Annotated in this window: 23 protein-coding genes; 13 read left to right on the top strand and 10 right to left on the bottom strand. The window is 36.0% G+C overall.

Annotation, left to right across the window (positions count from 1 at the left end; translation table 11 throughout):
* Window positions 1-71: 71 nt before the first annotated feature.
* The 3 genes from AC0NBN_RS02970 to AC0NBN_RS02960 form a co-directional block, all read right to left on the bottom strand.
* A complete protein-coding gene (locus tag AC0NBN_RS02970; RefSeq protein WP_160811558.1) occupies window positions 72-2,054 on the bottom strand; it encodes an ATP-binding protein in 1,983 nt (660 codons plus the stop codon).
* A 673-nt stretch (window positions 2,055-2,727) separates the two neighbouring features.
* Window positions 2,728-3,564: a cyanophycinase gene (locus AC0NBN_RS02965; protein ID WP_160811557.1), complete on the bottom strand. Its 837-nt coding sequence runs from the start codon at window positions 3,562-3,564 to the stop codon at window positions 2,728-2,730.
* Between the two features lie 215 nt (window positions 3,565-3,779).
* Entirely contained in the window at window positions 3,780-5,936 is a 2,157-nt protein-coding gene (locus AC0NBN_RS02960; RefSeq protein WP_160811556.1) for a glycoside hydrolase family 97 protein, read from the bottom strand.
* Between the two features lie 290 nt (window positions 5,937-6,226).
* Here AC0NBN_RS02960 and dnaK point away from each other — a divergent pair, with 290 nt between their 5' ends.
* Together dnaK and AC0NBN_RS02950 are read left to right on the top strand one after the other, a co-directional pair.
* A complete protein-coding gene (gene dnaK, locus AC0NBN_RS02955) occupies window positions 6,227-8,119 on the top strand; it encodes a molecular chaperone DnaK (RefSeq protein WP_143883651.1) in 1,893 nt (630 codons plus the stop codon).
* Window positions 8,120-8,275: 156 nt separating this feature from the next.
* Window positions 8,276-9,163: a Ppx/GppA phosphatase family protein gene (locus AC0NBN_RS02950; protein WP_160811555.1), complete on the top strand. Its 888-nt coding sequence runs from the start codon at window positions 8,276-8,278 to the stop codon at window positions 9,161-9,163.
* Between the two features lie 57 nt (window positions 9,164-9,220).
* Here the strand turns inward: AC0NBN_RS02950 and AC0NBN_RS02945 are convergent, their stop codons facing one another.
* Both AC0NBN_RS02945 and ribA read right to left on the bottom strand, forming a co-directional pair.
* Window positions 9,221-10,651 (bottom strand): SDR family oxidoreductase, encoded by a 1,431-nt coding sequence (locus AC0NBN_RS02945; RefSeq protein ID WP_160811554.1) that lies wholly within the window; start codon window positions 10,649-10,651, stop codon window positions 9,221-9,223.
* Between the two features lie 48 nt (window positions 10,652-10,699).
* Window positions 10,700-11,290: a GTP cyclohydrolase II gene (gene ribA, locus AC0NBN_RS02940; protein ID WP_143883648.1), complete on the bottom strand. Its 591-nt coding sequence runs from the start codon at window positions 11,288-11,290 to the stop codon at window positions 10,700-10,702.
* A gap of 97 nt (window positions 11,291-11,387) precedes the next feature.
* On the opposite strand from ribA, the gene AC0NBN_RS02935 reads away from it, so the two are divergent.
* Window positions 11,388-12,047 carry a TetR family transcriptional regulator C-terminal domain-containing protein gene (locus AC0NBN_RS02935; RefSeq protein WP_143883647.1) on the top strand — a complete coding sequence of 220 codons (660 nt, stop codon included), beginning with the start codon at window positions 11,388-11,390 and terminating at the stop codon, window positions 12,045-12,047.
* Between the two features lie 62 nt (window positions 12,048-12,109).
* Here the strand turns inward: AC0NBN_RS02935 and AC0NBN_RS02930 are convergent, their stop codons facing one another.
* Window positions 12,110-12,406 (bottom strand): hypothetical protein, encoded by a 297-nt coding sequence (locus AC0NBN_RS02930; protein WP_160811553.1) that lies wholly within the window; start codon window positions 12,404-12,406, stop codon window positions 12,110-12,112.
* Between the two features lie 79 nt (window positions 12,407-12,485).
* Between AC0NBN_RS02930 and AC0NBN_RS02925 the strand changes: the two genes are divergently transcribed.
* The 7 genes from AC0NBN_RS02925 (at window position 12,486) to AC0NBN_RS02895 (ending at window position 19,142) form a co-directional block, all read left to right on the top strand.
* Window positions 12,486-13,802 (top strand): ABC1 kinase family protein, encoded by a 1,317-nt coding sequence (locus AC0NBN_RS02925; RefSeq protein ID WP_160811552.1) that lies wholly within the window; start codon window positions 12,486-12,488, stop codon window positions 13,800-13,802.
* 363 nt (window positions 13,803-14,165) lie between these two features.
* Window positions 14,166-14,321, top strand: coding sequence for a DUF2256 domain-containing protein (locus AC0NBN_RS02920; RefSeq protein WP_160811551.1), 156 nt, complete (start codon window positions 14,166-14,168; stop codon window positions 14,319-14,321).
* Window positions 14,273-15,571: a DASH family cryptochrome gene (locus AC0NBN_RS02915; RefSeq protein WP_160811550.1), complete on the top strand. Its 1,299-nt coding sequence runs from the start codon at window positions 14,273-14,275 to the stop codon at window positions 15,569-15,571. The genes AC0NBN_RS02920 and AC0NBN_RS02915 overlap by 49 nt, the downstream gene beginning before the upstream one ends.
* On the top strand, window positions 15,556-17,034 hold the full coding sequence (locus AC0NBN_RS02910) for a cryptochrome/photolyase family protein (RefSeq protein ID WP_160811549.1): 1,479 nt from the start codon (window positions 15,556-15,558) through the stop codon (window positions 17,032-17,034). Before AC0NBN_RS02915 ends, AC0NBN_RS02910 begins: the two co-directional genes overlap by 16 nt.
* A 235-nt stretch (window positions 17,035-17,269) precedes the next feature.
* Window positions 17,270-17,551: a TIGR03643 family protein gene (locus tag AC0NBN_RS02905; RefSeq protein ID WP_160811548.1), complete on the top strand. Its 282-nt coding sequence runs from the start codon at window positions 17,270-17,272 to the stop codon at window positions 17,549-17,551.
* Window positions 17,552-17,763: 212 nt separating this feature from the next.
* Window positions 17,764-18,462 (top strand): SDR family oxidoreductase, encoded by a 699-nt coding sequence (locus tag AC0NBN_RS02900; protein ID WP_160811547.1) that lies wholly within the window; start codon window positions 17,764-17,766, stop codon window positions 18,460-18,462.
* Between the two features lie 32 nt (window positions 18,463-18,494).
* Window positions 18,495-19,142, top strand: a complete 648-nt coding sequence (locus AC0NBN_RS02895; protein ID WP_160811546.1) for a MarR family winged helix-turn-helix transcriptional regulator — start codon at window positions 18,495-18,497, stop codon at window positions 19,140-19,142.
* Window positions 19,143-19,206: 64 nt separating this feature from the next.
* On the opposite strand, the gene AC0NBN_RS02890 is transcribed toward AC0NBN_RS02895, so the two are convergent.
* A complete protein-coding gene (locus AC0NBN_RS02890) occupies window positions 19,207-19,818 on the bottom strand; it encodes a DUF4142 domain-containing protein (RefSeq protein ID WP_143883639.1) in 612 nt (203 codons plus the stop codon).
* A 274-nt stretch (window positions 19,819-20,092) separates the two neighbouring features.
* Here AC0NBN_RS02890 and AC0NBN_RS02885 point away from each other — a divergent pair, with 274 nt between their 5' ends.
* Together AC0NBN_RS02885 and AC0NBN_RS02880 are read left to right on the top strand one after the other, a co-directional pair.
* Complete coding sequence (locus AC0NBN_RS02885) at window positions 20,093-21,358, top strand: NAD(P)/FAD-dependent oxidoreductase (RefSeq protein WP_160811545.1); 1,266 nt, start codon at window positions 20,093-20,095, stop codon at window positions 21,356-21,358.
* Window positions 21,359-21,382: 24 nt separating this feature from the next.
* A complete protein-coding gene (locus AC0NBN_RS02880) occupies window positions 21,383-21,790 on the top strand; it encodes a hypothetical protein (RefSeq protein ID WP_143883637.1) in 408 nt (135 codons plus the stop codon).
* A gap of 19 nt (window positions 21,791-21,809) precedes the next feature.
* Here AC0NBN_RS02880 and AC0NBN_RS02875 read toward each other — a convergent pair whose 3' ends face one another.
* The 3 genes from AC0NBN_RS02875 to AC0NBN_RS02865 form a co-directional block, all read right to left on the bottom strand.
* Window positions 21,810-22,421 carry an alpha-amylase domain-containing protein gene (locus AC0NBN_RS02875; RefSeq protein ID WP_160811544.1) on the bottom strand — a complete coding sequence of 204 codons (612 nt, stop codon included), beginning with the start codon at window positions 22,419-22,421 and terminating at the stop codon, window positions 21,810-21,812.
* A gap of 93 nt (window positions 22,422-22,514) precedes the next feature.
* Window positions 22,515-23,285, bottom strand: a complete 771-nt coding sequence (locus AC0NBN_RS02870) for an alpha-amylase family glycosyl hydrolase (protein ID WP_160811543.1) — start codon at window positions 23,283-23,285, stop codon at window positions 22,515-22,517.
* 12 nt (window positions 23,286-23,297) lie between these two features.
* On the bottom strand, window positions 23,298-24,560 hold the full coding sequence (locus AC0NBN_RS02865) for an SDR family oxidoreductase (protein WP_160811542.1): 1,263 nt from the start codon (window positions 24,558-24,560) through the stop codon (window positions 23,298-23,300).
* A 353-nt stretch (window positions 24,561-24,913) separates the two neighbouring features.
* Between AC0NBN_RS02865 and ccoG the strand changes: the two genes are divergently transcribed.
* The gene (gene ccoG / locus AC0NBN_RS02860; protein WP_143883635.1) at window positions 24,914-26,371 is read left to right on the top strand and encodes a cytochrome c oxidase accessory protein CcoG; all 1,458 of its coding nucleotides are present in this window, start codon (window positions 24,914-24,916) and stop codon (window positions 26,369-26,371) included.
* The last annotated feature ends 13 nt before the right edge of the window (window positions 26,372-26,384 follow it).

Here is a 26,384-nt window from a genome sequence, read left to right as displayed (position 1 = left end):
AAATGTAATTATTACCTATCGAAATAATATTAAACTGAACACTTTATCTTTAGGATAACTTCAAAAATATATTATTTCTGTTCATTCAGTGGCAAAATAAATGAAAATATACTCCCATTGTTTTCTGAGCTTTGAACTTCAATGGTACCGCTGTGAAGTTCAACAATTTCTTTACAAAGATAAAGTCCGATACCGAATCCTGCTATAGATTCGCTATTGATACCTTTTATCCGATAATATCGTTCAAATATCCGCTGCTGATCTTCTGGGGAAATTCCTTTTCCCTGATCATGAACACTAATCTTTAAAGTATTACCAATGGTTTGATATTCTACTGTAATTATAGTTTCCGGCTGAGAATACTTGACTGCATTCCCAATAAGGTTATGAAGCACCTGTGATATTTTTTCTCTGTCTGCAAGTACAAATATTTGCCCGGATGTCTTGAACATAATCTGGTGCGTATGGTTAGTTGCCAGAACTTCATCCTTAATTTCAGAGAATAACAACTCCACATCAAAAAGAGTTTTATCTATATACATCTGTCCAGAATCAAGTCTTGATACATTAAGAAAACCATTAATCATGCTGTTCATATTATCCACTTGCTTCAAAGATTTTTCAAGTGTATTTTGCTGAAAAAGGTTTTCTGTATTCATTGACATACGCTGCAAAACCTGAAGATACGCTTTAAGTGACGTGAGAGGTGTTTTAAGTTCGTGACTTACCATTCCCATAAAATCATCTTTTCTTTCTTCTTCTTTTTTCTGTTCGGTGATATCTCTAAGCGTACCATTAAGGCTCAAAGGATTACCCTGCTGATCATAGAAAACTCTTCCATTAGCCTGCAGCAGCCTTATTTTTTTATCTGTATTATTTCTGATGCGGTATTCTACAAAATAATTTCCGTCAGAATCTTTACTGAGACTTTTGTTGATAGCTTCAAATACACGGTCTCTATCTTCCGGCAAAATAACAGCTAATGCAAGTGAAAGATCAATATTTTCATGGGAAGCCAGTCCAAACCAAGTTTTAAGCAGCGTATTTCCCGAAAAAAGATTTGTTGAAGGCTGATAATAAAAGGTAGCCAGTTCCCCTGCATCTATAGCAAGAGCAAGCATTTGCTGATCATTTTCGTTTTTTCTGCGTTGTAAAACCTGTTGGGTGATCTCTTCAAGGATTACCAGAACACCTGAAATATCTCCGTCAGCGGAGAGTATGGGTTGATACACAGAATTTACTATAGCATCTCTCAAACCATCATTATGACGCAATCTGACAAGAAATTCTGTATTTATTCTAAGATTTCCGCTATGATAAACTTCTCTAAGCCAGTTATTCACCGGCTGCCCACGTAATTCCGGACGCACCTTTTCGTGTGGAAAACCAATTACTTCTGATTCTGTGCGTCCCCAAATCTTAAGAATTGCCGGATTAGCAATTTCAATAATATGTTCGGGTCCTTTCAGCATAGCAATTCCTACAGGAGCCTGCTCAATGATTGTACGGATATATTCTCTGCTGTGCGCAAGTTGCTTTAAAGAATGGTTTAGCTCTTTATTAGTTAAAGTGAGTTCTTCAAGAGTTGCTGCCATTTCTCTGTTGAGTGCCTGTTCTAGCTCTTCTTTTTTACGTATCTGCTGTAAAAATTCACGTCTTGAAGTTACCTTAAGAGCTGTATTGATGATGCACCATGTTTTATTGTGAGCATCAGTGAGTGCTTTGTATTCATAATCAAAATAATCAAGCGTTTCTTTACCATTGATGATCAGTTTGGCAGGAGCCTCAGATACGGAATAAGTTTTGCCAGTATGCCAAACTTCCTTAAGCAATCCTAAAAAAGGCTGACCTTCCAACTCTGGAATTGCTTCCATTAATGGTTCTCCTACCACCGAAGAATCCCTGCCCCAAATTGCAAGCATACCTTCATTTACGAAACGTATGACCATATTTTCGCCTGAATAAATAGCTGTTGGTGCAGAAGAAGAAGTTAGTGCCTGGATAATTAAATCAGAACTAAAGTTATTATTGAAAGGATTTTCTTCGGAGATCATAAATTTGACAAATATATGTAAAAGAACCAGTATTGCCATTAATATTATCTCCTAATTTACTTATTCATTTTTTTTAAGAATGAAATGAATTTTTAGAGCATTTATGAGACTTAATCAGGATCAATAATAACTGTTTTTCTCTTTATATGAAAAAAAGGAAGCGAATTCCATCTGGATTCGCTTTACCAATTTATATACAATTGTGTTATTGATTTAGTAAGAAATGTAGAAAAAAGGGTTCGCTCTCCCTAGTGATCTGAACCCTTGATCTACATGAAAACTGAATGATGAAAATATATTTGTAATTTGGTGTCCTTGATTTCTTAGACAAAAGTAGAATGATCTGAGAGCAATAACAAACGTATGTGGTTATGATTTATCAATATCGACGTAAAAATTTTGAAATTATCACATGAACTAATAAATGTAAGTAACTAGTACATAAATATTTATATAACATATGTTTTTAGGATATAAAAAAGGGAACAATTTATCATTCACTCAATTCATTATATATTATTACTAGTAATAATAAAAAAAATCCCCGGCAATGCCGAGGATAAAAACTAATAACCATGAAAACTCAAATTAAACATGAGAATCTGGGTACAAATTTACAACAAATAGTCTACAATTCCAATAGACAATGATTAATCTATTATTTGTTTTTCATTTAGCATTGTGTATTTTCCATATTACCGCTGTATAAGTCAATGATACATCCGTCAGTTAAAAGATTTACCTTCAAATTTTCAGCATATATCGGACAATCTTTATCAGCAGTTTCAACGTTGGTCTGCATAACTTCTTTTGCACTAATCACGATTACCATTCCGGAGCCTTTGCATATAGCACGATTTCCATTTTCAATAAGAAGCGCGGCATCTTCTCCAAGACCTAATCCAAATAATTCCTGATTTTTCAGTACGGCATGAGCTAAACGCCCAAACCTCCCGCGATGTATAAAATGAGTATCTACCAAAGAACTATTCAACACACCAAGACCTTTGCCAAGCTGGATATCATTGTCAATAATTGCTTCGCCGTTCTCTGCTTCAACAATAATGATCTCTGGGATACACATAGCTCCAGCACTTGTTCCCGCCACCATAAAATCTTTATCATTATAGTATCTCTCCTTTAATACAGCATTTATAGGCGAATTGTTAAGCTTTTCACAGATATTGTTTTGATCCCCGCCTGTAAAAAAAACAGTTTTTGCCTGCTTTATTCTTTCAATATACTCTTCAATTTCAGATTCATCAGACAAATGCATAAATCCAAAGTTGGTGAATCCGATTTTAGAAAATGTTTCCTTATACGTTTTCCTCATATCTTCAGGTTCAGAACTTGCCGCTGTAATAATTTCGATCCTGTGATCTTTAGATTGTGCTAAAAGTTTAAGAATTTCATAAGGTGAGAAATGATTATTAGCTTCTTCCATATCAATATGGTTGTCACTTCGATCTTCATGCCCTCCAATAATCAGCAATTTTCCTTTTGCAGTCATAATTTATAAGTCTTTTAAATTGGTCTCCTTATCGATTTTGCCAAATTGATTTGTTGGCTCATCAAACTTATAAAATAAGTGATCTAAATCTTATGATACTAATCACTTCCAACAGAAAAACAATTTTAAAACGTCCGGCTAACCCGAATATTTTAACCATTTGAATTTTTAAATGACAATATTAGTTACTATTAAAAAATCCAATCATACAACCGTTAGGTTTTAGGCTTAATGCTGATAGCAAAACCACCGCTGCGTGCCATTTTAATTTTGATTTTAGTACTTCTGGTAATATCTTTTTTATAAATATGATAGCTTTGGGGATTATCAATATAATCGGCATCTTTCCCATCTTCGTATATCGTAGCTTCATAACGTTTTTTGCTGGCGAGAAATGAAAAATCAACCATAAATTCTCTTTGATTTTCATCTGTAATACCTCCTACAAACCAGTTTTCAGTATTTTTTTCTTTACGCGCAGTCACAATATAATCTCCCGGCTCTGCTGCAAGAATCTTTGTGTCGTCCCAATCTGCTGCTACATCTTTTATAAACTGAAAAGCATCCATATGTTTTTTGTAATTTTCCGGCAAATCTGCAGCCATCTGCAAGGGCATATACATGACAACATACAGAGCAAGCTGTTTTGCTAAAGTTGTTTTTACAAATCGTTTATCTCCCGGGAAATAATAATCTAGTTTAGTCTGGAATATTCCAGGTGTATAATCCATAGAACCCCCTATCCATCGGGTAAAAGGAAGAATAGTCTGTTGATCAGGATTATTTCCTTTAAAAGCTTCGTGCTCAGTTCCTCGTGCAGCTTCGGAGGTAATCCAATTGGGATAAGTTCTGCTTTCTCCACCCGGTCTTATTGACTCGTGGGAATTAACCATAATTTTGTATTCATGGGCTTTCTTTGCAATTCGATAATAATGATTAACAGTCCATTGAGAATAGTGATGCTCTCCTCTGGGAATAATATCACCAACATAGCCTGTTTTCACGGCATCATAACCATATTTATTCATCTGCCTGAAGGCTTCATCTGCCCAACGTTCGTAGTTGGTTGCTGAAGCAGACGTTTCATGATGCATAATGAGCTTTAATCCTTTAGAATGTGCATATTCATTCAGCATTTTAATATCAAAATCAGGGTAAGGAGTAATAAAATCAAAGACAAATTCTTTGTCATGTCCCATCCAGTCTTCCCACCCAATATTCCAGCCTTCAATCAATAGCCCGTCAAAACCGTTTTCTGATGCAAAATCAATATATTCTTTCACTTTTTCATTGTTTGCGCCATGCTTTCCGTTTGGCGTAAGCTTAGAAAAATCGGTTTCCTGTAAATTTACACTTGTATTGGTAGAATAAGCCCATTTTGATTTTCCAATAATCATTTCCCACCAAACTCCCATATACTTTGTAGGATGAATGTAAGAAGTATCTTTATACTTCGTAGGTTCATTAAGGTTGAATAAAAGTTTAGAATCTAAAACTTGTGCGGCTTTATCAGATACAATAACGGTTCGCCAAGGTGTAACAGATGGTGTCTGAAGATACGCCTTAATGCCTAGTTTGTTAGGGGTAAGATGGGTTTTAAATTTATAACGCTCTGCATCCACTTCCAAATGAGATGCCGGATAATTCAGGACAGCAGCTTCCGCCACATTGACATACAATTCATTTTTCCCTTCTTTTTTCAAAAGTAGCGGCGACTGCACAGCATTTTTTACTAAAGTTTGGGATGAATGTTTATCGTAGGCTTTGTCCCACCGTCCGGGAATTTCAGAAATTAATGTCGTTTGCGGTTGATATTCCTGTGAGTCGTAATCTGCAACAATCCACCATGCTTTCATATCTGAAGGAAAATCAAACTCAGTATCTTCTTCCTTAATTCTGAAATGCTCAAAATTTTTCTGATAAGGAAATTCATATCTGAACCCTAGACCATCATTAAACAATCGAAATCTTATAATCATATTTCTGTCGGAAGATGACTGATGCAATGTCACGCTCAGCTCATTATAATGATTGATATACATTTTCTTTTCTCCGAGGACCGGCTGCCATTCTTCATTTTTATTATCCCTTTTTTCCGACAATTTAATGAAACCACGGTTGAGATCCCAATTGTTATCTGTTGCTTTCTCCTGTTCGGAAGCAAAATGTACGTAAGTGTCGTCGAATATTCTTAATCCCAATTTTGAATCTTCAATTACCAAATCCCCTTTATATTTCAGATTATAAAATGGAACTCCGTCTGTAATCGTAAAAGTCATTTCCAGTTTTCCGTCCGGCGACTTTAGTTTTTGAGCATGGAAAAGAAATTGACTGAATAAAAATACAACAATGGTGAGATTATATTTTTTCATATCGGTATAAATTGTGAAAGGTTTGTGAAGAGTACAAGTACGATACCAGCTTTAATTTTAAACTTAATAAACTGATAATAATCCATTTTTTAATCAATCGCTATGGGTATTTATTTTTTGTTCTCATAGCAAAAAACGCTGCTCTGTTTGGAACAAGCTTACTTTTAGAATTATTTAATCAGGTTGTTTTAATTTAATATGTCAATTTGTCACAAAAAAATGAATGGTACAGATATTGAGAAAGTGTGAGTGTAAATTGAATTTAAAATTTAGAAAAAATATAAAATATTATGAGTAAAATAATTGGAATTGACTTAGGAACAACCAACTCGTGTGTTGCTGTAATGGAGGGAAAAGACCCTGTTGTTATTCCTAACGCAGAAGGTAAAAGAACAACACCGTCTATTGTTGCATTTACAGAAGATGGTGAAAGAAAAGTAGGAGATCCTGCAAAAAGACAGGCGGTAACCAACCCAACAAAAACGGTTTATTCTATCAAAAGATTTATTGGAACACATTTTAAAGATGATGCTTCTGAAATTACAAGAGTACCATATAAAGTAGTATCAGGACCAAACGATACGGTAAAAGTAAAAATTGACGACAGAGAATATACTCCACAGGAAATTTCTGCAATGACGCTTCAGAAAATGAAGAAAACTGCTGAAGATTATCTTGGACAAGAGGTAACAAGAGCAGTAATTACTGTTCCGGCTTACTTCAACGATGCTCAAAGACAGGCTACAAAAGAAGCAGGTGAAATCGCAGGCCTTAAAGTAGAAAGAATCATCAACGAACCAACTGCTGCGGCATTAGCTTACGGTTTAGATAAAAATCATAAAGACCAAAAGATTGCTGTATACGATTTAGGAGGTGGTACTTTCGATATCTCTATCCTTGATTTAGGAGATGGTGTATTCGAAGTATTGTCTACAAACGGAGATACACACTTAGGAGGTGATGACTTTGATGATGTAATTATCAACTGGATGGCAGATGAATTCAAATCTGAAGAAGGTGTAGATTTAAAATCTGATGCAATTGCATTACAGAGATTGAAAGAGGCGGCTGAGAAAGCAAAAATCGAATTATCTTCTTCTCCACAAACTGAAATCAACCTTCCATATATTACAGCTACCGCTACAGGTCCTAAACACTTAGTAAAGACTTTAACGAAAGCTAAATTCGAGCAATTATCTGCTGATTTGGTAAGAAGATCTATGGAGCCTGTTGCGAAAGCGTTGAAAGATGCAGGTTTATCTACTTCAGATATCGACGAAGTAATTTTGGTAGGAGGTTCTACAAGAATCCCGATCATCCAGGAAGAAGTTGAAAAATTCTTTGGTAAAAAACCATCTAAAGGAGTTAACCCGGATGAAGTTGTGGCAATTGGTGCAGCAATTCAGGGAGGTGTATTGACAGGAGATGTAAAAGATGTTCTTTTATTAGACGTTACGCCACTTTCTTTAGGTATCGAAACAATGGGTTCTGTTTTCACTAAATTAATTGAAGCAAACACTACGATTCCAACTAAAAAATCTGAGGTGTTCTCTACAGCTTCTGATAATCAGCCTGCAGTAAGCATCAGAGTTGGACAGGGAGAGAGACCAATGTTCAACGATAACAAAGAAATCGGCAGATTCGACCTTACAGATATTCCACCTGCGCCAAGAGGAGTTCCTCAGATTGAGGTAACTTTCGATATTGACGCAAACGGTATCTTAAGTGTTTCTGCTAAAGATAAAGGAACTGGTAAAGAGCAGTCTATCAAAATTCAGGCTTCTTCTGGTCTTTCTGACGAAGAAATTGAGAGAATGAAGAAAGAAGCTCAGGAAAATGCTTCTGCCGATGCTAAGAAAAAAGAAGAAGTTGAAATCTTCAATAAAGCAGACGGATTGATCTTCCAGACTGAAAAGCAATTGAAAGAGTTTGGTGAGAAATTATCTGCGGATAAAAAAGCAGCCATCGAAACTGCTCATGGAGAATTAAAAACAGCCTTTGAAGCTAAAAATGCAGACGATGTAAAAGCTAAAACAGAAGCTTTAGACGCAGCATGGATGGCAGCTTCAGAAGAATTGTATGCAGCAGGTCAACAGCCGGGAGCTGATGCAGGAGCACAGAACGCAGGAAATGCAGGAGGTGCAGAAGATGTACAGGACGCAGATTTCGAAGAAGTGAAATAAGAAGTCTAGAACTTATTAAATATGATCCCTGAGCGAAAGCTTGGGGATTTTTTATATTATTAAGTTGCCTTAAAGAATGTCATGGCAATAATCTTTTCACCATTTATCCTATATTTGTGTAATATTTAAAGTTTTCAATAAAATTCATCATCAGATATGATCATTGCAGCGATAGACATAGGAAGTAATGCAGCCAGACTTTTAATCAATGAAGTGAAAATTCAGAACAGTAAACCTGAGTTTATTAAACTTAATCTGCTCAGAATTCCTTTGAGACTGGGAATGGATGTTTTCACCATAGGAAAAATTGGTGATGAACGAAAAAAAATGGTCATTGATTCTATGAAGATTTTCAGTGATCTGATGCGAATTTATAAAGTAAATCATTACCGAGCCTGTGCAACCAGTGCAATGCGTGATGCAGCCAATGGTCAGGAAATTATACAGCAGGTGAAGCAGACTTTAGAAATAGATATTGAAATTATTTCGGGGGACGAAGAAGCTACACTTATCTATGAAAACCACGTGGCAGAAGGACTTGATAAAAATTTCGCTTACCTTTATGTAGATGTTGGCGGTGGCTCCACAGAACTTACTTTTTATGAAAACGGCAAAATGATCTACGAAAGATCCTTCAATATCGGCACTATAAGATTGCTTAATAATCTCGTTACAGAGAGAAATTGGAAGGAAATGAAAGAAGAAATAAAGAAAAATATTTCCAGCAAAAAACCCATTGTGGCTATTGGATCCGGCGGAAATATCAATAAAGTTTTCTCAATGAGTAAAACAAAAGACGGCAGACCAATTTCTTCGGCTCACCTTAAAAAAGTTTATAAAGAGTTTAATGAACTTACGGTGGAAGAAAGAATGACAAAATATGGTTTCAGACAAGACAGAGCCGACGTTTTGGTTCATGCTCTCAAAATTTACAACAATGTTATGACATGGTCAGAAATCACGAAGATTTTTGTTCCAAAAATATCTGTTGCAGACGGTCTTATTCATCATATTTATAACAAAGTAAGCTCGAAAAATTTGTAATCAACAACCGATATAGAGATTGATTGTTTTACTTATAAGTAAATGCTAGAGGAAATACTATTTGCCAATCAATCTCTTCACCATTCCTTTAAAAATAATTCCGTGAAACGGCAAAACGGAATACCAGTATAATCTTCCAGATAATCCGTGCGGTCGGAAAACCGCTTTTTGCCAAAGTTTACCTTTGTAGACTTTAAACATTAACCAGGCTTCTCCGGGAAGTTTCATTTCAGCGAAGAGAATCAGTTTTCCTTCTTCTTTGTTGGCATAAAGAACACGCCAGAAATCCAGCGCATCGCCTTCGTGAAGCTTGTCGGGATGTGTTCTTCCTCGTCTCAATCCGGGTCCGCCCACCAGTAAATCCATAAATCCACGGATCTTCCAGAGACTTTGACCGTACCATCCGTTCGCTCCGCCTAATGAAAAAACTCTGTCGAGACATTTTTCACGGTCATCATATTCTTCGGTTCTTAAATCTGTAAAACAGCCATACTTCGGAACATCAAGATAATCTTTCAGGCTGGAATCGCTTCTGCTGCTGATAAAACTGTCTTTCCAGCTTGAGGCAATTTCGTTGTCTTGAATTTTAGCCAGCGTTCTTCTCAGAGCCGTATCATAAGAAAATGGCTGAACTCCGGTAATCTGTTTAATTTCCGCAAGGCTTTCCGGTCTGCAAATGACTTCAATCTTCATACTTCCCACCAATGCAGAAGCTAAATTATAAGATGTCGAAGTAATAAAATAGAGCCAGTACGAAGACAATTTCGGAGTCATTACAGGAACCGTAAAAATTTTTCGTTTCAGTCCTCTGATTTTGGCAAACTCCAAAAGCATTTCTTTATATGTCAAAACATTATCGCATCCGATATCGAAATTTTTATGATATGCCTGTTCTTTAAATAAAGTAAAAATCAGAAAATCCAGCACATTGGCAATTCCAATCGGCTGACATTTTGTATGGAGCCACTTCGGAGCCACCATCACTGGTAATTTTTCCACCAAATCTCTTATGATTTCGAACGAGGCACTTCCTGAGCCAATGATAATTCCAGCCCGTAAAACTGTTGCCGGAACTTTACATTTCATCAGGATTTTTTCAACTTCAAATCTTGAACTCAAATGTTGAGATAATTCTTTTTCATTCGCCAAACCCGAAAGATAGATGATGTGTTTGCAATCGGTTTTTTCAATATAATCTGAAAAATTAACGGCGCATTGTTTTTCAATTTCTGCATAATCATTGCTGTTGCTCATCGAATGCATCAGGTAATACGCTCCGGAAATATCTTTTGGAATTTTTTCCAGCGTTTCAGGTTTCAGGAAATCCACTTCCACCACTTCAATCTGTGCATCATCAATATCCACACTTTTAGAAAAACGGTTTTTATCTCTGCAACAGCAGATTACCTGATAACCTTGTGCAGCGATTACGTTAATCATTCGTTTTCCGATATATCCGGTAGCTCCGGTAAGCAGAATTTTTTGCATTAGATTTGAGTTTTGGTGTGTAAAATTATTTCTCAGCTAGTGAGAAAATCATACCTTTTCCAACAGATGCCCGAAATAATCTTTCTTTTTTGAAAGATAACTTTCATTCACCTCATTCGATTCTATTTCCAAAGAAACCCGATGGTTAAGTTTAATTCCGCTGTTTTCCAAAGATTTAAGCTTATCCGGATTATTGGTCAATAGGTTAATTTCTTTAACGTTCAGAATCTTAAGCATTTCAACTGCCACATCAAAATTTCTTCCATCCGCAGGCAAACCCAATTTCAAATTTGCTTCCACCGTATCAAAACCTTTTTCCTGAAGCGCATACGCTCTTAATTTATTGATGATTCCGATATTACGCCCTTCCTGTCGAAGATAAATAATCATTCCGCCGTTTTCCGACATATATTTCATTGCTGCGTCCAACTGCTGTCCACATTCACATTTTTTAGAATGAAAAATCTCGCCTGTGATGCATTCAGAATGAAAACGCACGTTTACCGTTTTGCTGAAATCTGTATTTTCTGCCACCCAAACCAAGTGCGGATTCCAGTCTTCTTCGTGTTCTGAGAACGCATAAACAGTAAACATTCCAAAATCTGTAGGTATATTCGATTGTGCCTGTATTGTCAACATAATTCAAAAATTAAATGGTTTATATAGTACAAATTTATACTTTATTTTAATTAAATGTAAATTTATTTACTAAATTTGTCAATAAATAAATTCTATTATGCAAGAACAAGCCAATATCACGCAGGAAAAAATATTTGAATTATACGGAGATTATCTTTTGAATCACGGAGAAAAACCTAAAAACGTCTATCTTTTTGCCAAAGAAAATAATTTTGAGGAAAAAGAGTTTTACCATTATTTTTCAGGATTTGAGCAAATCGAAAGAGAAATTGTGAATCATCTTTTCACAAAATCTCTGGAACTCGCTTCGGAAGTTAATTCTTCGAGCGAAGTGACAACCAAAGAAAAACTCCTGAATGTCTATTATATTTTCTTTGAAAATATGACGATGAACCGTTCTCTGGTATTATCAATTTTGGGAAGCAATAAAATTCAGAACATCAAAACGCTTCAGAATCTTAGGGAAACCCACAAACAATTTGTCAATACCCTTAATTTCAACGAATGGGAAATGATTGAAAAAGCGAAAGAAGACATCCGAAAATTCAACGAAAAATCAAGACAGGAAGCACTTTGGCTCCATTTGATTTCCGCCATTGATTTCTGGAAAAAAGACACTTCTCCGGATTTTGAAAAGACCGATATTTTCATCGAAAAAACCATCGACACCGGTTTTGAATTAATGGATAATGAACCGTTAAGAAAAGTTTTCGATCTTGGGAAATTTCTGTGGAAGGAAAAGTTTAAAATGAGTTAATGTATAGCTTTTGGCTTCAAATAAAGCGATTATTTATTTGGGCAGCTATTTCCGCCCTGAGTTTATCCTGAGCCTGTCGAAGGATTCTCGCTTTTTTGTGCCAATGCTTTTCCCAGTCTTACAAAAAGAGCTCCACTCAGGTCGGGCTGCGAAATTCGCCGATTCAAAATTAAAGGTAAAAGAATGAGGCACCTCTGCTGCGAAAAATAAAAGAAAAACAGTAGAATGTTGCGCTCCGTAGGAGCGAAATCTGTGTAGAAATTACGAATAATCGTATTGAAGAGAACTCCGTAGGAGTTCAATCTTAAAATGAAAAAAGATGAAGCTGAATTGATTGCACTCCTACGGAGTGCCGCCAAGAACAAATGCTTTAAGCTACACAGATAAAGCTCCCAAAGGAGCTTAGTACATCAAACACATTACAAACAAAATTTAAAAATGAAAACATTAGATAAAATTCCTACAGGAAAATTAGAACGGACAAGCAGCCTGCTCAAAGCAGGAGCGAAAGTCGGTGTCAATTACCTGAAATATTACGGAAATAAAATAACAAAAGATGAAGATGAAGCCCGAAAAATTCTGAACGAGGAAAATGCAACAGACATCTACGACTCACTGAAAGAATTGAAAGGTTCCGCGCTCAAAGTTGCCCAAATGCTGAGTATGGAAAAAAACATTCTTCCGGTGGAATATGTGGAGAAATTCTCCCTTTCGCAGTTTTCCGTTCCGCCTTTGTCAGGTGCTTTGGTAAAGAAAACATTCCGAAAATATTTCGGGAAAAATCCGGAAGATATTTTTGATGAATTTTCTGCCGAATCCGTTAATGCAGCGAGCATCGGACAGGTTCATACCGCAAAAAAAGATGGCAAGAAACTGGCGGTTAAAATCCAGTATCCCGGCGTAAGAGAAAGCATTTCGAGTGACCTTAAAATGGTAAAACCGATTGCGATGAAGATGTTCAACATCAAAAAAGAAGGTTCCGAATCTTATTTTCAGGAAGTGGAAGACAAACTGTTTGAAGAAACCGATTATAACTTGGAACTAAAATGCAGTCAACACTTTGCAGAAGAATGCAATCATCTTCCGAATGTGAAATTCCCGCATTATTATCCTGAATATTCGTGTGAGAAAATCATTACAATGGATTGGATGTCGGGAATTCATTTTTCGGAATTTACCAAAAAACAGAATTCTCAGGAAGATTTGAACAAAATCGGACAGACACTTTGGGATTTTTATATGTATCAGATGCATATTCTGAAAAAAGTTCACGCCGACCCACATCCTGGAAATTTTCTGATTTCTGAAAACAAAGAACTGTTGGTTATCGATTTTGGCTGCATCAAGGAAATTCCGGAAGATTTTTACATTCCGTATTTTGAGTTGGCAAAAGAGGAAAATCTTAAGAATCCTGAAATATTCCGTGAGAAATTGTTCACGCTGGAAATTTTGCGTGAAGATGATTCAGAAAAAGAAAAAGAATTTTTTGCCAAATTATTCTACGAGTTGCTGGAATTGTTTACAAGACCATTTAATCAGGAAAAATTCGATTTTTCAGATGAATCATTCTTTCAGGAAATTGCTGATTTGGGACAAAAATACGCCAAAGCAAGTGATATGAAAGGAATGAATACCAACCGAGGTTCCAGACATTTTATTTACCTGAACCGAACGTTTTTCGGATTGTACAATATGATGCACGATTTGAAAGCGAAAGATGTGGCAATTAATAATTTTAAAAATTATTGTAAGTGATATTTAATCACAGAAAGATCATTAAAAGTCACAACAGATTTTTGATGAATTTTAAATATTCAAAGAGCAAAAAAGGTTTGAAAATAATTTTGTTGGAATAAATAAATCATTAACAGGTCGCTCCTACGGAGCTCCTGCTTACACAAAATGGTTTTCTACTAACAGTTAGCTCCTACCGGAGCATCACAAAATTCCGTAGGAATTTGCTGTTAATAGAAAAAATAAAGACCCATAAGAGGGAGCTCCGTACGAGCGACCTGATAATTAAAGATATTTAATGACAATCAAAATTAAAACTTTAACCAAATAGAAATTGAGCTACTACACATTACAATTGTTTTTAAACTAAAATTTAATAAAAATATGCCTTCACAATTACCCTCCAAAATCTGTGAAGTCTGCGGACTGCCATTCAACTGGCGCAAAAAGTGGAAGAAAAACTGGGACGAAGTAAAATATTGCAGCGAAAGATGCCGGAAAAACAAAAAATCAACATCCTCTGGTTCAGCAAAGATTTGAGAACTAGAGATTCAGAATCCTTATACAAAGCAATGCAGGAAGATTTGCCTTTTCTTGCAATGTATATTTTTGACGCTGAATTTTTTGTTCAAAAACAATTTGGTTTCAGGAAAATCGGAAAATACCGTACAAAATTTTTATTGGAAAGTGTAGAAGATTTAAAGCAGAATTTAGCGAAACAGAAAATTCCTTTTTCAGTCAGATACGGCAAAACAGAAGATATTTTCAAAGAAATTTCTGAACAATTTCAAATCGTGAAGATTTTCTGTCAGGAAGAATGGACAAAAGAGGAAAACGAACTTCAAGCAAAAATCCGGCAAGTGATCCCATTCGCAATTTGGGAAAAATCATATTCACAATTTTTGGTTCATCCGCTTTTTGTTTTTAAAACTTTGGATAAAATTCCGATGCTTTTTACCAGTTTTAGACAAAAAATTGAAAAAAATCTGCTGATTCGTCTTGAATTTGAATCGGAAGATTTGATGTATAATAAATCAGAAATTCATTTTAAAAGCGATATCATTTCGTTGAAATCGCTCGGTTTTGAAGATTTTGAAATGGATGAAAGAACTGCTTTTCCTTTTTCGGGCGGAGAAAATGAAGCTCTGAAAAGGCTGCATCATTATTTTTCTGGAACACAAAATTTGAGTCAATACAAACAAACCCGAAATGGTTTGGTGGGGACAGATTACAGTTCAAAGTTTTCCGCTTGGTTGTCTGACGGAAGTCTTTCTGCGGTCACGATTTACTATGAAATTAAGAAATATGAAGAGGAATTCGGATCCAATGATTCGACGTACTGGCTGATTTTTGAATTGTTGTGGCGGGATTTTTTCAGATATATTTCCTTACAGTACAAAGATTTGATTTTCTGGAAAAGCGGAATCAATCATCAAAAATATTTCGTTGAAAACAATAAAACATTGATTCAAAAATGGAAAGACGGAGAAACGGATTCCGATTTCGTCAATGCGAATATGCTTGAATTGAAAAATACTGGCTGGATGAGCAATCGTGGTCGTCAAAATGTCGTTTCCTATTTCTGTAAAATCCTGAAACAGGACTGGAGAATCGGAGCGGCATATTTTGAGGAAATGCTGATCGATTATGATGTTCACAGCAATTACGGCAACTGGATGTATCTTGCCGGAGTCGGAAATGACAACCGTGACCGGACTTTTAACCCTGAGAAACAGGCGGAAATGTATGATGCTAATCAAGAATTCAGAAAATTATGGCTAAAACAGTGAAACATACCGCCCAATTGATTTTTCCGCATCAGCTTTTTGAGGATACGGATTATCTGGATAAAAATCAGCCTGTGCTTTTGATTGAGGAATTTCTGTTTTTTAAACAGTATCCATTTCACAAACAGAAGACTGCGTTTCATCGTGCGACAATGAAGTTTTATGAAAATGAACTAAAAAAGGCAGGTTTTGAGGTTGAATATATTGAAAGTTCATCCAAATATTCAGACATCCGAAATTTAATTTCGAAGCTTGAAAAAGAAAATTTTACAACGATAAAAACAACGGATGTTTGCGACAATTGGCTGGAAAAAAGATTAAAGGAAACAAAACTGGAACTCGAAATTCTTGACAGTCCGCTTTTCATCAATACCAAAGACGATCTGAAAGATTATTTTGAGGGTAAAAAATCTTATCATCAGACTGATTTTTACAAACAGCAGAGAATCACCCGAAATATCCTGATGAAAGCAGGAAAACCTTTAGGCGGAAAATGGACGTACGACACAGAAAACCGGAAAAAATATCCGAAAAATAAAAAAGCGCCTTCGATTCATTTTCCGAAAAGCAATGAATTTTACGAGGAAGCGAAAGATTACACCGAGAAACATTTTGCCAAGAATTACGGAACACTTACGGATGAACAGCTCTACCCGACTACTTTTAAGGAAGCGGAACATTGGCTGGATCAGTTTCTTGAAAACCGTTTTCTTGAATTTGGCGTTTATGAAGACAGCATCGTTGAAAAGGAACATTTTCTGCATCACAGCGTGCTTTCTCCGTTGATGAACGTCGGACTTTTAACACCTGAAGATGTGCTGGAAAAAGCGATTTCATTTGCAAAAGAAAATGATATTCCGGTGAATTCTCTTGAAGGTTTTGTCCGACAGATTTTGGGTTGGAGAGAATTTGTTCGCGGGGTTTATGTGTATCAGGGAACGTATCAGCGGAATAAAAATTATTGGAAACACAAGCAAAAACTTCCGGAATCTTTTTACACCGCCGAAACAGGAATCCGCCCGATTGACAGTTCGCTTCAGAAAATCCTGAAAACCGGTTATGCCCATCACATCGAAAGACTGATGATCTTTGCCAATTTTATGAATCTTTGTCAGTTCAATCCGGATGAGGTCTATCAATGGTTTATGGAAATGTTCATCGATTCTTACGACTGGGTAATGGTTCCGAATGTGTATGGAATGAGCAGTTTTTCGGACGGCGGAAAAATGAGCACGAAACCGTACATCAGCGGAAGCAATTACATCAAAAAAATGAGCGATTATCCCGATGGAGAATGGAATGAAAAATGGGATGCGCTGTTTTGGAATTTCATCAATGACAACAAAGAATTTTTTGCTAAAAATCCAAGATTGGGAATGATGCTGAGAACATTGGAGAAAATGCCGGAAGAAAAACGAAAACAGCATTTTAAGACGGCGAAGGAAGTTATTGGAAGTTTAAAATAAAATTGAGTTGGTTTTAACGCAAAGCTCGCAAAGATTTTTTTTAAATACTAACTGCTTTTAGGTTCGCAAAGGCGTTTCACTCAGCAAAGCAAAAAACTAGCTTTCAAAAAGAATAGAATGTTTGGCTTTAGCCAAAACTTAAAAATATATTTCGGCTAAAGCTTTTTGTAAATTAAACTATAACATCGGGCTAAAGCCCGACGCAATTGATAGAATATTTATCAAATTAAAAAAAATGAATAAAAACCTCAACATACAACAAATCGACAGAATCATCGAAATGGCGTGGGAAGACCGAACGCCGTTTGAAGCGATACAATTTCAGTTCGGAATCAGTGAATCGGAAGTGATTGAACTGATGCGTTCGGAACTGAAAGAATCGAGTTTTAAGCTTTGGAGAAAAAGAGTGAATTCGGGAGTGAGCCAGAAACATCTGAAGAAAAGAAGCGAAGAGATTAACCGTTTTAAATGCAGCAGACAGAGAGTTATCAGCAATAATAAAATTTCTAAAAGGTAAATTTTACCACAAAAGACACAAAAGAATTGTTTGGAAGTATACTTTAAAAATTAAAAAAAGTATAAAAAAAGCACAACATATAAAGGCTTCGACAAGCTCAGCCTGACAGCGTAAAAACAGTTAATATTAGAGATGTCACACTGAGCTTGTCGAAGTGTCTCAAAATGTAAACCTTGTGAACTTCGTGTTCAAAAACATAAAAATAAATCATTATGAAAAATATCGTCATCATTGGTTGCGGAAAAGGAATTGGATTGGCAACGGCAAAAATCCTTTCAGAACAAAACAGAATTATCGGGATTTCCAGAACGGAAAATCCAGAACTGAATCATCCGAATATTGAATTCCACACAATGGACATTCTTTCGGGAAATTTAGATGAAATCAACTTTCCTGAAGTTGTGGACGGATTGGTCTATGCACCGGGAAGCATTAATCTGAAACCGTTTAACCGACTTTCTGTGGATGATTTTAAGAATGATTTTGAGATCAATGTTTTGGGAGCGGTAAAAATTATTCAGAAACTGTTGCCGAATCTTAAAAAATCAGATTCAGCTTCGGTTGTTCTTTTCAGTTCCGTGGCGGCAAAACTGGGAATGCCTTTTCACGCTTCAATTGCAGCGAGCAAAAACGCAGTGGAAGGTCTTACAAAAAGTCTGGCGGCAGAATTTTCGGCACAAAAAATCAGGGTGAATGCAATTGCGCCTTCTTTAACGGACACCAATCTGGCATCACAACTTTTAGCAACACCCGAGAAAAGGGAAGCCTCTGCGAAAAGACATCCTTTGCAAAGAGTAGGAACCGCGGAAGAAATTGCAGAAATGACAGCTTTCCTGATTTCGGATAAGTCGTCCTGGATTACCGGACAGATTTTTGGAATTGATGGCGGAATGGGAAGTGTAAGACTATAAAAAAGAAAAAAAATTTATATTAAATTTGTACTATGAATACTGACTTTTTCATTGATCTGCTTCATCAGGTTAAAGAATTTGAAAATTCCGATGCTTACAGATCTCACTCCACCATTGAGGATTTCAGGTTATGGCTGAATGATAAAAAATACAGAAAAGAAAGTCCGACCAAGCTTTTTAAGAAAGAACAGCACCAGGTTTCGTTTACGGAAAATGAAATCTGCAAACAGGTTTTGCTTTTAGGACGATATTCTAAACAACTCATTCGAAAAGGTTTGAATGATTTTCCAGAACTTGCCAATGAAGAATTTACCTATCTCTACCGACTAAAAGATGAGCCTAATCTTACTAAAATTCAGCTTATTGAAAGGAACGGACACGAAAAACAGACGGGTACGCAGATTATCAAACGTCTGCTTGAATATGGTTTAATTGAGGAAAAAAATGACAACGAAGATAAGAGAAGCAAGCGTTTAAACATCACCGAAAAAGGCGAAGATTATTTCCACCGCTCCGTTGAAAAAGTGAATATGACTTCCAGAATTCTCGCCGGAAAACTTGAAAATAAGGAGAAGACCGAGCTTTTGGAATTACTCAGAAAATTAAATGATTTTCATTCTCATGTCTATACAGAATACAAAAACGAAAATATTTCTAAAATTAATGAAATAATCAAATAAATTTAAAAAATTAAAAGCCGTTATTTATATTTAAATAACGGCTTTTTTTATCTGACTTAATCAATTATTTTAAAGTAGATTTTGCTTTTTCAGCTTCCATCAAATGATGTTCTAAGGTAGAAACCTTATTACCTGCAAATGTTTTAAGAGAAGATTCAGTTCCTTCAGCAGCTTGCTTTTTGAATTCAGCAATATCTTTTTTATGATCTGTAACCATCATGTCGGCATACATTTTATCAAATTCTGCTCCTTTTTTCATTTTCAGTTCATCATATTTTTTTTGATGTTCTGCTTTCATTGACGTAGGCAATGTGTAATTGTTTGCTTCAGCCCACTTTTTAAGCTCTTCATTAGCTGCACTGTGATCTTTTACCATCATTGCCCCTAAAGATTTTGCAGTTTCGCTGGTTGCATTGGTTTCAGCTAATTTTCCCATCATTACTTCCATCATTCCTCCGCTTGCTGCTGCATCTGCAAACATTTTGTCCTGCGAGCTAAGCATTGAGTTTTCTGTTCCCATTGTACCTGCAGTTGTAGCCGAGTCATCCAGCGTTGTCATAGAATCAGAATTTGTCATCATCATGGTATCAGAAGAATTGTCTGCAGTGGTTGTTTCTTTTTTGTTACATGAAACCATAGCTGCAACAGCCAGAACTGTAAGAATTGAATTTTTCATAATATTTTATTTGGTTGATTAATGTAATTTGTTTTGTGTTTTACTAACAATTTTGCTGCCAAATTATCATAATTTTAAAAATAATCAATTATTTTAATAATATCTATCCCTGAAAATATCCTGAAATAAATTATTCAAATCCAATTTTTCATTACTGAAAAATTAAAATTTAAAGCAATAATTAGTACCTATGTATTAAAATGATCCTATTGCAATCTTCTTTGGTCTTATTATTGAAGCGGTCATCATACACTACTCACATTTTATTTTACTTATGAAAAACCACATCGTTATACTTGGAGGAGGTTTTGCCGGAATTAATTTGATAAAAAATATTGCTGATAATAAGAATTTCACAATAACTCTGGTTGACAGAAATAATTACCACTTTTTTCCTCCTCTTATTTACCAGGTTGCTACAGCCTTTATAGAGCCTTCTCACATCAGCTATCCTTTCAGAAAGCTTTTTGCAGACTATGAAAATTTTAATTTTCACATGGGAAGTCTTAAAAAAATTAATTCTGAAACAAAAACTATTGAAACCGACAATGGCAGTATATCTTATGATTATCTGGTAATCTGTATGGGAACCGAAACCAATTTTTTTGGTATGGAAAATGTAAAAAAATGCGCTCTTCCGATGAAAACTATCCATGAAGCGTTATATCTTAGAAATCATATTTTGCTAACTTTAGAAGAGGCATCCAGAAACAAAGATCCAGAAAAAGCAGAACGTCTGCAGAATATTGTAATTGCAGGAGGCGGACCAACAGGTGTAGAACTTGCCGGGATGATCGCAGAGATGGGATCTTATATTGCCGAAAAAGAATATCCGGAGATTCCGCTTAATCTTTCTCATCTTTACCTTGTGGATGCGCTCCCTACTTTATTATCTCCTATGAGTGATGAGGCACAGAAATCAGCTTATGAAAATCTAAAAAAACTCGGCGTAAACATCCTTCTGAATGTCTCGGTAAAGGACTATATTGACGGAAATGTTATCTTATCTGACGGAAAGAAAATCCAGACAGAAAGCCTGATATGGACTTCCGGAGTTATAGGAAAAGAAGTCCCGGGGATTCCTGAAGATGTTTTAGGAAAAGGAAGAAGAATCCTGGTTGATGAGTACAACCGTGTTGCCGGTTTTGAAAATATTTTTGCATTAGGCGATATTTGCCTGCAGCTTAATGATAAAGAATATCCAAAAGGTCATCCTCAAGTTGCCCAAGTTGCTATTCAGCAGGCGAAACTGGCTGCTAAAAATATTCAGAAACATAGAAAAAGAGAGGCTATGCAGCCATTTATCTACAAGAATAAAGGAAGTATGGCTATTATCTCTAAATTTAAAGCCGTAGTAGATCTCCCGGCTTTTTCCTACACGGGATTTTTTGCATGGCTTACCTGGCTTTTTATCCATATAATTCCGCTGACCGGTTTCAGAACTAAAATAAGACTGGCTACAGAATGGTTCAGATTGTTTATTACTAATAATCCTTCCATCAGAATGATCATGCAGCCCGGAAAGAACAGTAAATCATAAATTATCACTTAAAATAAATATATTATGCTTAAGAAATTAATCGCAGGACTGGGAGGAGCGATCGCCCTCAACATCCTGCATGAAGTCATCAGAAAGAATTTTGAAGACGTTCCGCACATTAATGAAATTGGAGAAGAGGCATTGCAAAAAGCTGCTGAAGCCAATGACATACAATTATCTGATCCTGATACTATCTACGCAGCTACGTTAGCTGGTGACGTTATCAGCAATGCAGTTTATTATGCAGGAACGGCAACCAATCACGAAGTTCTCAGCGGTATTGCAGCAGGCGTTGGTGCTATAATGCTTCCCGAAAAATTAGGATTAGACGATACACCCGTAGCCGAAAACAACAAGAAAAAGCTAATGACCATAGGATATTATACATTTGGAGCAATAGTTACCAAATTGATATACAACAGAATAAAATAATTACAAGGCAAAGGAACCTTTAGGATTCCATTACCCAAATACTTACAGATTTGGGGTTTACCATGAAGGTTCCTTTGCCATTTTCATCACACTCAACAGTTTCGGATCTGTAACCTAAAAAATCAACAAATTTACTTTTGCCGAAACAGCTTCCAAGGGTAATTGCTTTTCGATCAACATTACCATTAGAAATAATAACCAGACAGGATAAAGAGATATCACTCCCCTTTCTAAGCCATGCGATACAGTTGGGATGATCAAAATAATTGATCTGGTTGCCCGGAGCAAATCTCTTTCTGGCTTCAAGTAATTTCGGAAGAATTTCAACTTTGTTTAATGTTATTCTCTGAATTGCGCCATCTTTAGCATCACAATATTCAGCTCCATAAAAATCTGCATAAAAAACACACGGATATGCCTTTTCCATAAGTAATATTATCGCATAAGCTAAAGGTTTAAACCATTCAGTAACCGAAGATTCTAATCCCTGCAAAGGCTGTGTATCATGATTTTCAACAAATGATACAGAAATCCGGGCATGCTCTTCTAAAAAGCTGTTTTTTAAAATTGTTCGCAGGTCATATTTACTGTATTTTTTTGAAGCTTCATGAAAATTGTAATGAAGAGGCACATCAAACAATGAAATCTGATGATTAATCTTCTCTGAAAAAGCAGATATTATATCAGGCTTATCTTTCCAGTACTCACCTACTATAAAACAATCTTAATTAATTTCATTCTTAATAAAATCAATAAGTTGTATAAGGAAATCTGATGAAATATGCTTAAGCGCATCCAGCCTTATACCATCTGCTTTGGTAAGATCCAAATACCATTTTAACCAGTTTTTTACTTGCTTTGCTACTTCAGGGTTTCGATATTCAACATCTGCACCCATAAGATAGTCATAGTTTCCGAACTGGTGACTTGCAGAATCATCCCATTCGGTGCCGGAATTATTGTGGATCTTAAAAATTCCTTTTTTTTCTTCTCCGTTTACTTTAATAATATCAATTCCGCTAAAGCATTGATAATCCCATACAAAATCAGAATACATTCCGTTTCTGCCTGGAAAATTAAAATATGTCTTAGTTTCCGCCTGAAAAGGATTTCCTATTTTCTGAGTCCGGTTTTCAGCATCAACTTCATGCACAGTTACGCTTTCAGTTTTATCACCGCCCATTTTATGATTTAACACCACATCAGCATATACCTGAATGTTGCACTCGTGTGCTTTCTGAATAGCATTAAGATATTCCTGCTTAGTTCCGTATCTTGTTCTCACCGTTCCTTTCTGGAAAAATTCCCCCAAATCATAATGATCATAAACATCATAACCCCTTCCCTCCGTACCAAGAAAACACTTTGTTGCAGGCGGCAGCCACACAGCCGTTATTCCTAATTCATTCAGATATGGTGCCTTTTCTGCAAATTCATTCCAGAGATCGCCCTCATGATACCAGTGAAAAAACTGAAAAATAACTCCGTTAATCATGGTTACAGATTTTTAGCCATTTACAATAATTCCGCCGTTCGGATGCAAAACCTGACCTGTCATTTGTACGGATCCGTCGCTAACCAGAAATAAGTAGCTGTGAGCAATTTCTTCTGTAGAAGCATTTCTCTGCAAAGGCGGTTGGCTTTGATCTTCTTCCTCTTCTCCGAAAGTTTTTTTTGTAAGCGGTGTTGCTACCGGACCGGGAGCTACAGCATTTACTCTTATTCCCAATGGTTTTGCCTGTAAAGCAAGTGAACGGGTAAATGAAACTATTGCTCCTTTTGTCGCAGAATAATCCAGTAATTCTGCGTGTCCCTGATACGCTACGGCTGATGTTGTATTGATAATACATCCGCCCTCCTTCAAGTGTGGAAAAACAGCTTTTGTAAGCAATATCATCCCGATAATATTTGAATTGAAAGTTTTGCGGATGTCGTCTTCTTTTAGATTGACAATATTATCTGAAGGAATCTGTGTTCCTGCATTATTAATCAAAATATCAATCTGTCCCCATTCATCCATTATTTTCTGCATAGATTGCTCGCAGAAACTGCTGTCACCGACGTCTCCCTTCATCATCATGCATTTGTTACCGGATGCAACAATTTCTTCCTCAGTAGATTTTGCTTCATCATCTCCATCATAGTACATAATGGCAACATTGGCTCCATGTTCGGCAAAAAGAAGAGCAATGGCTTTTCCTATTCCGCTGTTGCCACCGGTAATAAGTGCAGTTTTGTCTTTTAAAGTTAAATTTTCCATAGTATTATCATATTGTTGTGAAAGATGTTTTTCCAATTGTATTTTAAAGCAGCCTAAAATATATTCTGCATAACAAATCTGCGCATTCTGAGACTGTGTACGCGGATGCAGGTCTAATCTTTTGCTGTAAACAATTTTGCCTTTATGACTAAAACTAAAGTAGGCAAAAAGTTTAAAATCTGATTCTTCTACAGGAGTAGCATAACCTGTTACTGATATTCCCCAGTCGGTTTGGAAAGATTTTGCAACATTCAGTGCCATTACTTCAGAGATATTTTCTGATACACAATCGCATTTCTCGCCTTCTTTCCTGCTGATCTGTAGAAATTTTACTTTTTCATCAAGGGTATAAGTGGTAATTCCGCCCCAATAAAATTTTGAGGCATCTTTCATCTGAGAAAGACAAAACTGAAGATAACCAGAGGTAACACTTTCTGCAACAGCTACAGTTTCATCAATATCTGCTAACAACTGTCCGATTTCGGAAAGAAGATTTTTTTCAAGTTCCATAAAATATAAGAATTAAGCAGGAAATATATTCCTTAGATTGAATCACTTCTCAATTGAAAACGGCATATCCATTTATAAGGCTGTCCAGAATAAACTTCCATATTAATAGTTCGTACAATGATTGTGATTGAGTTGATTTTAATCGAAATTACATAATTTAAATTTATTCTCTTTATGCTTACAATCACAGCGGTTTATTTTTTCTTTTAAAAGATTCTCACATAAATTATTATGACTGAAATCATAAACCACAGACTATCAAATAATTATTGTTTTCACTAAGATAATGTGGTCTTATAATTGTATTAGGCTTTACAGATTTTATTATTTCACACCAAACAATCCAATTACAAATGTCTTTAAATGAAAACTCAGAAATACGCGGTGGACAAGGTCAGGTCTTAGATCCGGAAACTTATCGGGACGCCATTGGAACTATGGAACAGTCCGGAAAAAGAAAATGGGTTTTTCCTAAAAAACCTAAAGGTAAATACACCAATTACAGAACCATTGTTGCCTATATTCTTCTTGCCATCTATTTAATTATTCCATTTATCAGAATCGGCGGAAATCCTTTTCTGATGCTGAACGTGATAGATCGTGAATTCTTTATCTTAGGACAGCCGTTTTATCCCCAGGATTTTTTCCTTCTTACTTTGGGAGCTATTGTCGGATTAGTTTGTATTATTTTATTTACCATCGCTTTCGGAAGAATATTCTGCGGATGGATTTGTCCGCAGACCATCTTTCTGGAAAGTGTTTTCAGAAAAATTGAATTTGCTATTGAAGGAGACAGAAACAGACAAATGAAACTCGACCGGCAGGAATGGAACAGTGAGAAAATCTGGAAAAGATCACTAAAATGGACCATCTTTTTTATTCTGTCTTTAATCTTTACGCATTTTATGATGATGACGATTGTTGGATACGAAAAAGTATTTCAGACTATTGCAGAAGGACCTTTGGCACATCCTACCAATTTTATTGTTATCATGCTTTTTACTCTGGCTTTTTATTTTGTTTTTGCGTGGTTCAGAGAGCAGGTCTGTACATTGGTATGTCCTTACGGAAGATTGCAGGGAGTTTTGATAGATAAAGAAACCATCAATGTATTTTATGATTATAAAAGAGGTGAAAACAGAGCAAAATGGAGAAAAGGCGAAGATCGTGAAGCTGCCGGAAAAGGAGACTGTATAGATTGTTTTCAGTGTGTAGTAGTATGTCCTACGGGTATTGATATCCGTGACGGACAACAGCTTGAATGTGTAAACTGTACTGCCTGTATAGATGCTTGTGATGAGGTAATGGTAAAAGTGGGTCTGCCGAAAGGTCTTATCAGATATGCTTCAGAAAAAGAAATTGAAACCAGAAAACCAACCAGATTTACCGGAAGAATGAAGATTTTTGTTGTTCTGCTGGTTGGATTACAGCTTCTATTGGGCTTTTTACTTTACAGCAGAGGAGACCTTGAAGCCAAATTCATAAAACCTGCGGGAAGTACCTTTTTTGTAAGAGACGGCATGATTACCAACTCATACAATTATACTTTTCTGAATAAATCGAATGACAAGAAAATTCTGACAGTCAAAGTTATTTCGCCGGAACATGGCAGAATCAGCTTCACGCAATCAGAAAAAATTACAGTAGAAAGAGACAAAATAGCCAAAGGGACAATTACAATCTCATTCCCTGAGAATGAGATGAAATTATCCAAACAAAATATAGAAATTGGTGTTTACGACCTTAAAGGAAATCTGGTAGATTCTTATGAAACGTATTTTGAAGGTCCGTTTAGGCTGCAATTTAAATGAAAATGAAGCTGTG

It is taken from the genome of Chryseobacterium sp. L12 (assembly GCF_056133985.1).
This window is presented reverse-complemented; position numbering and strand designations above follow the sequence as displayed.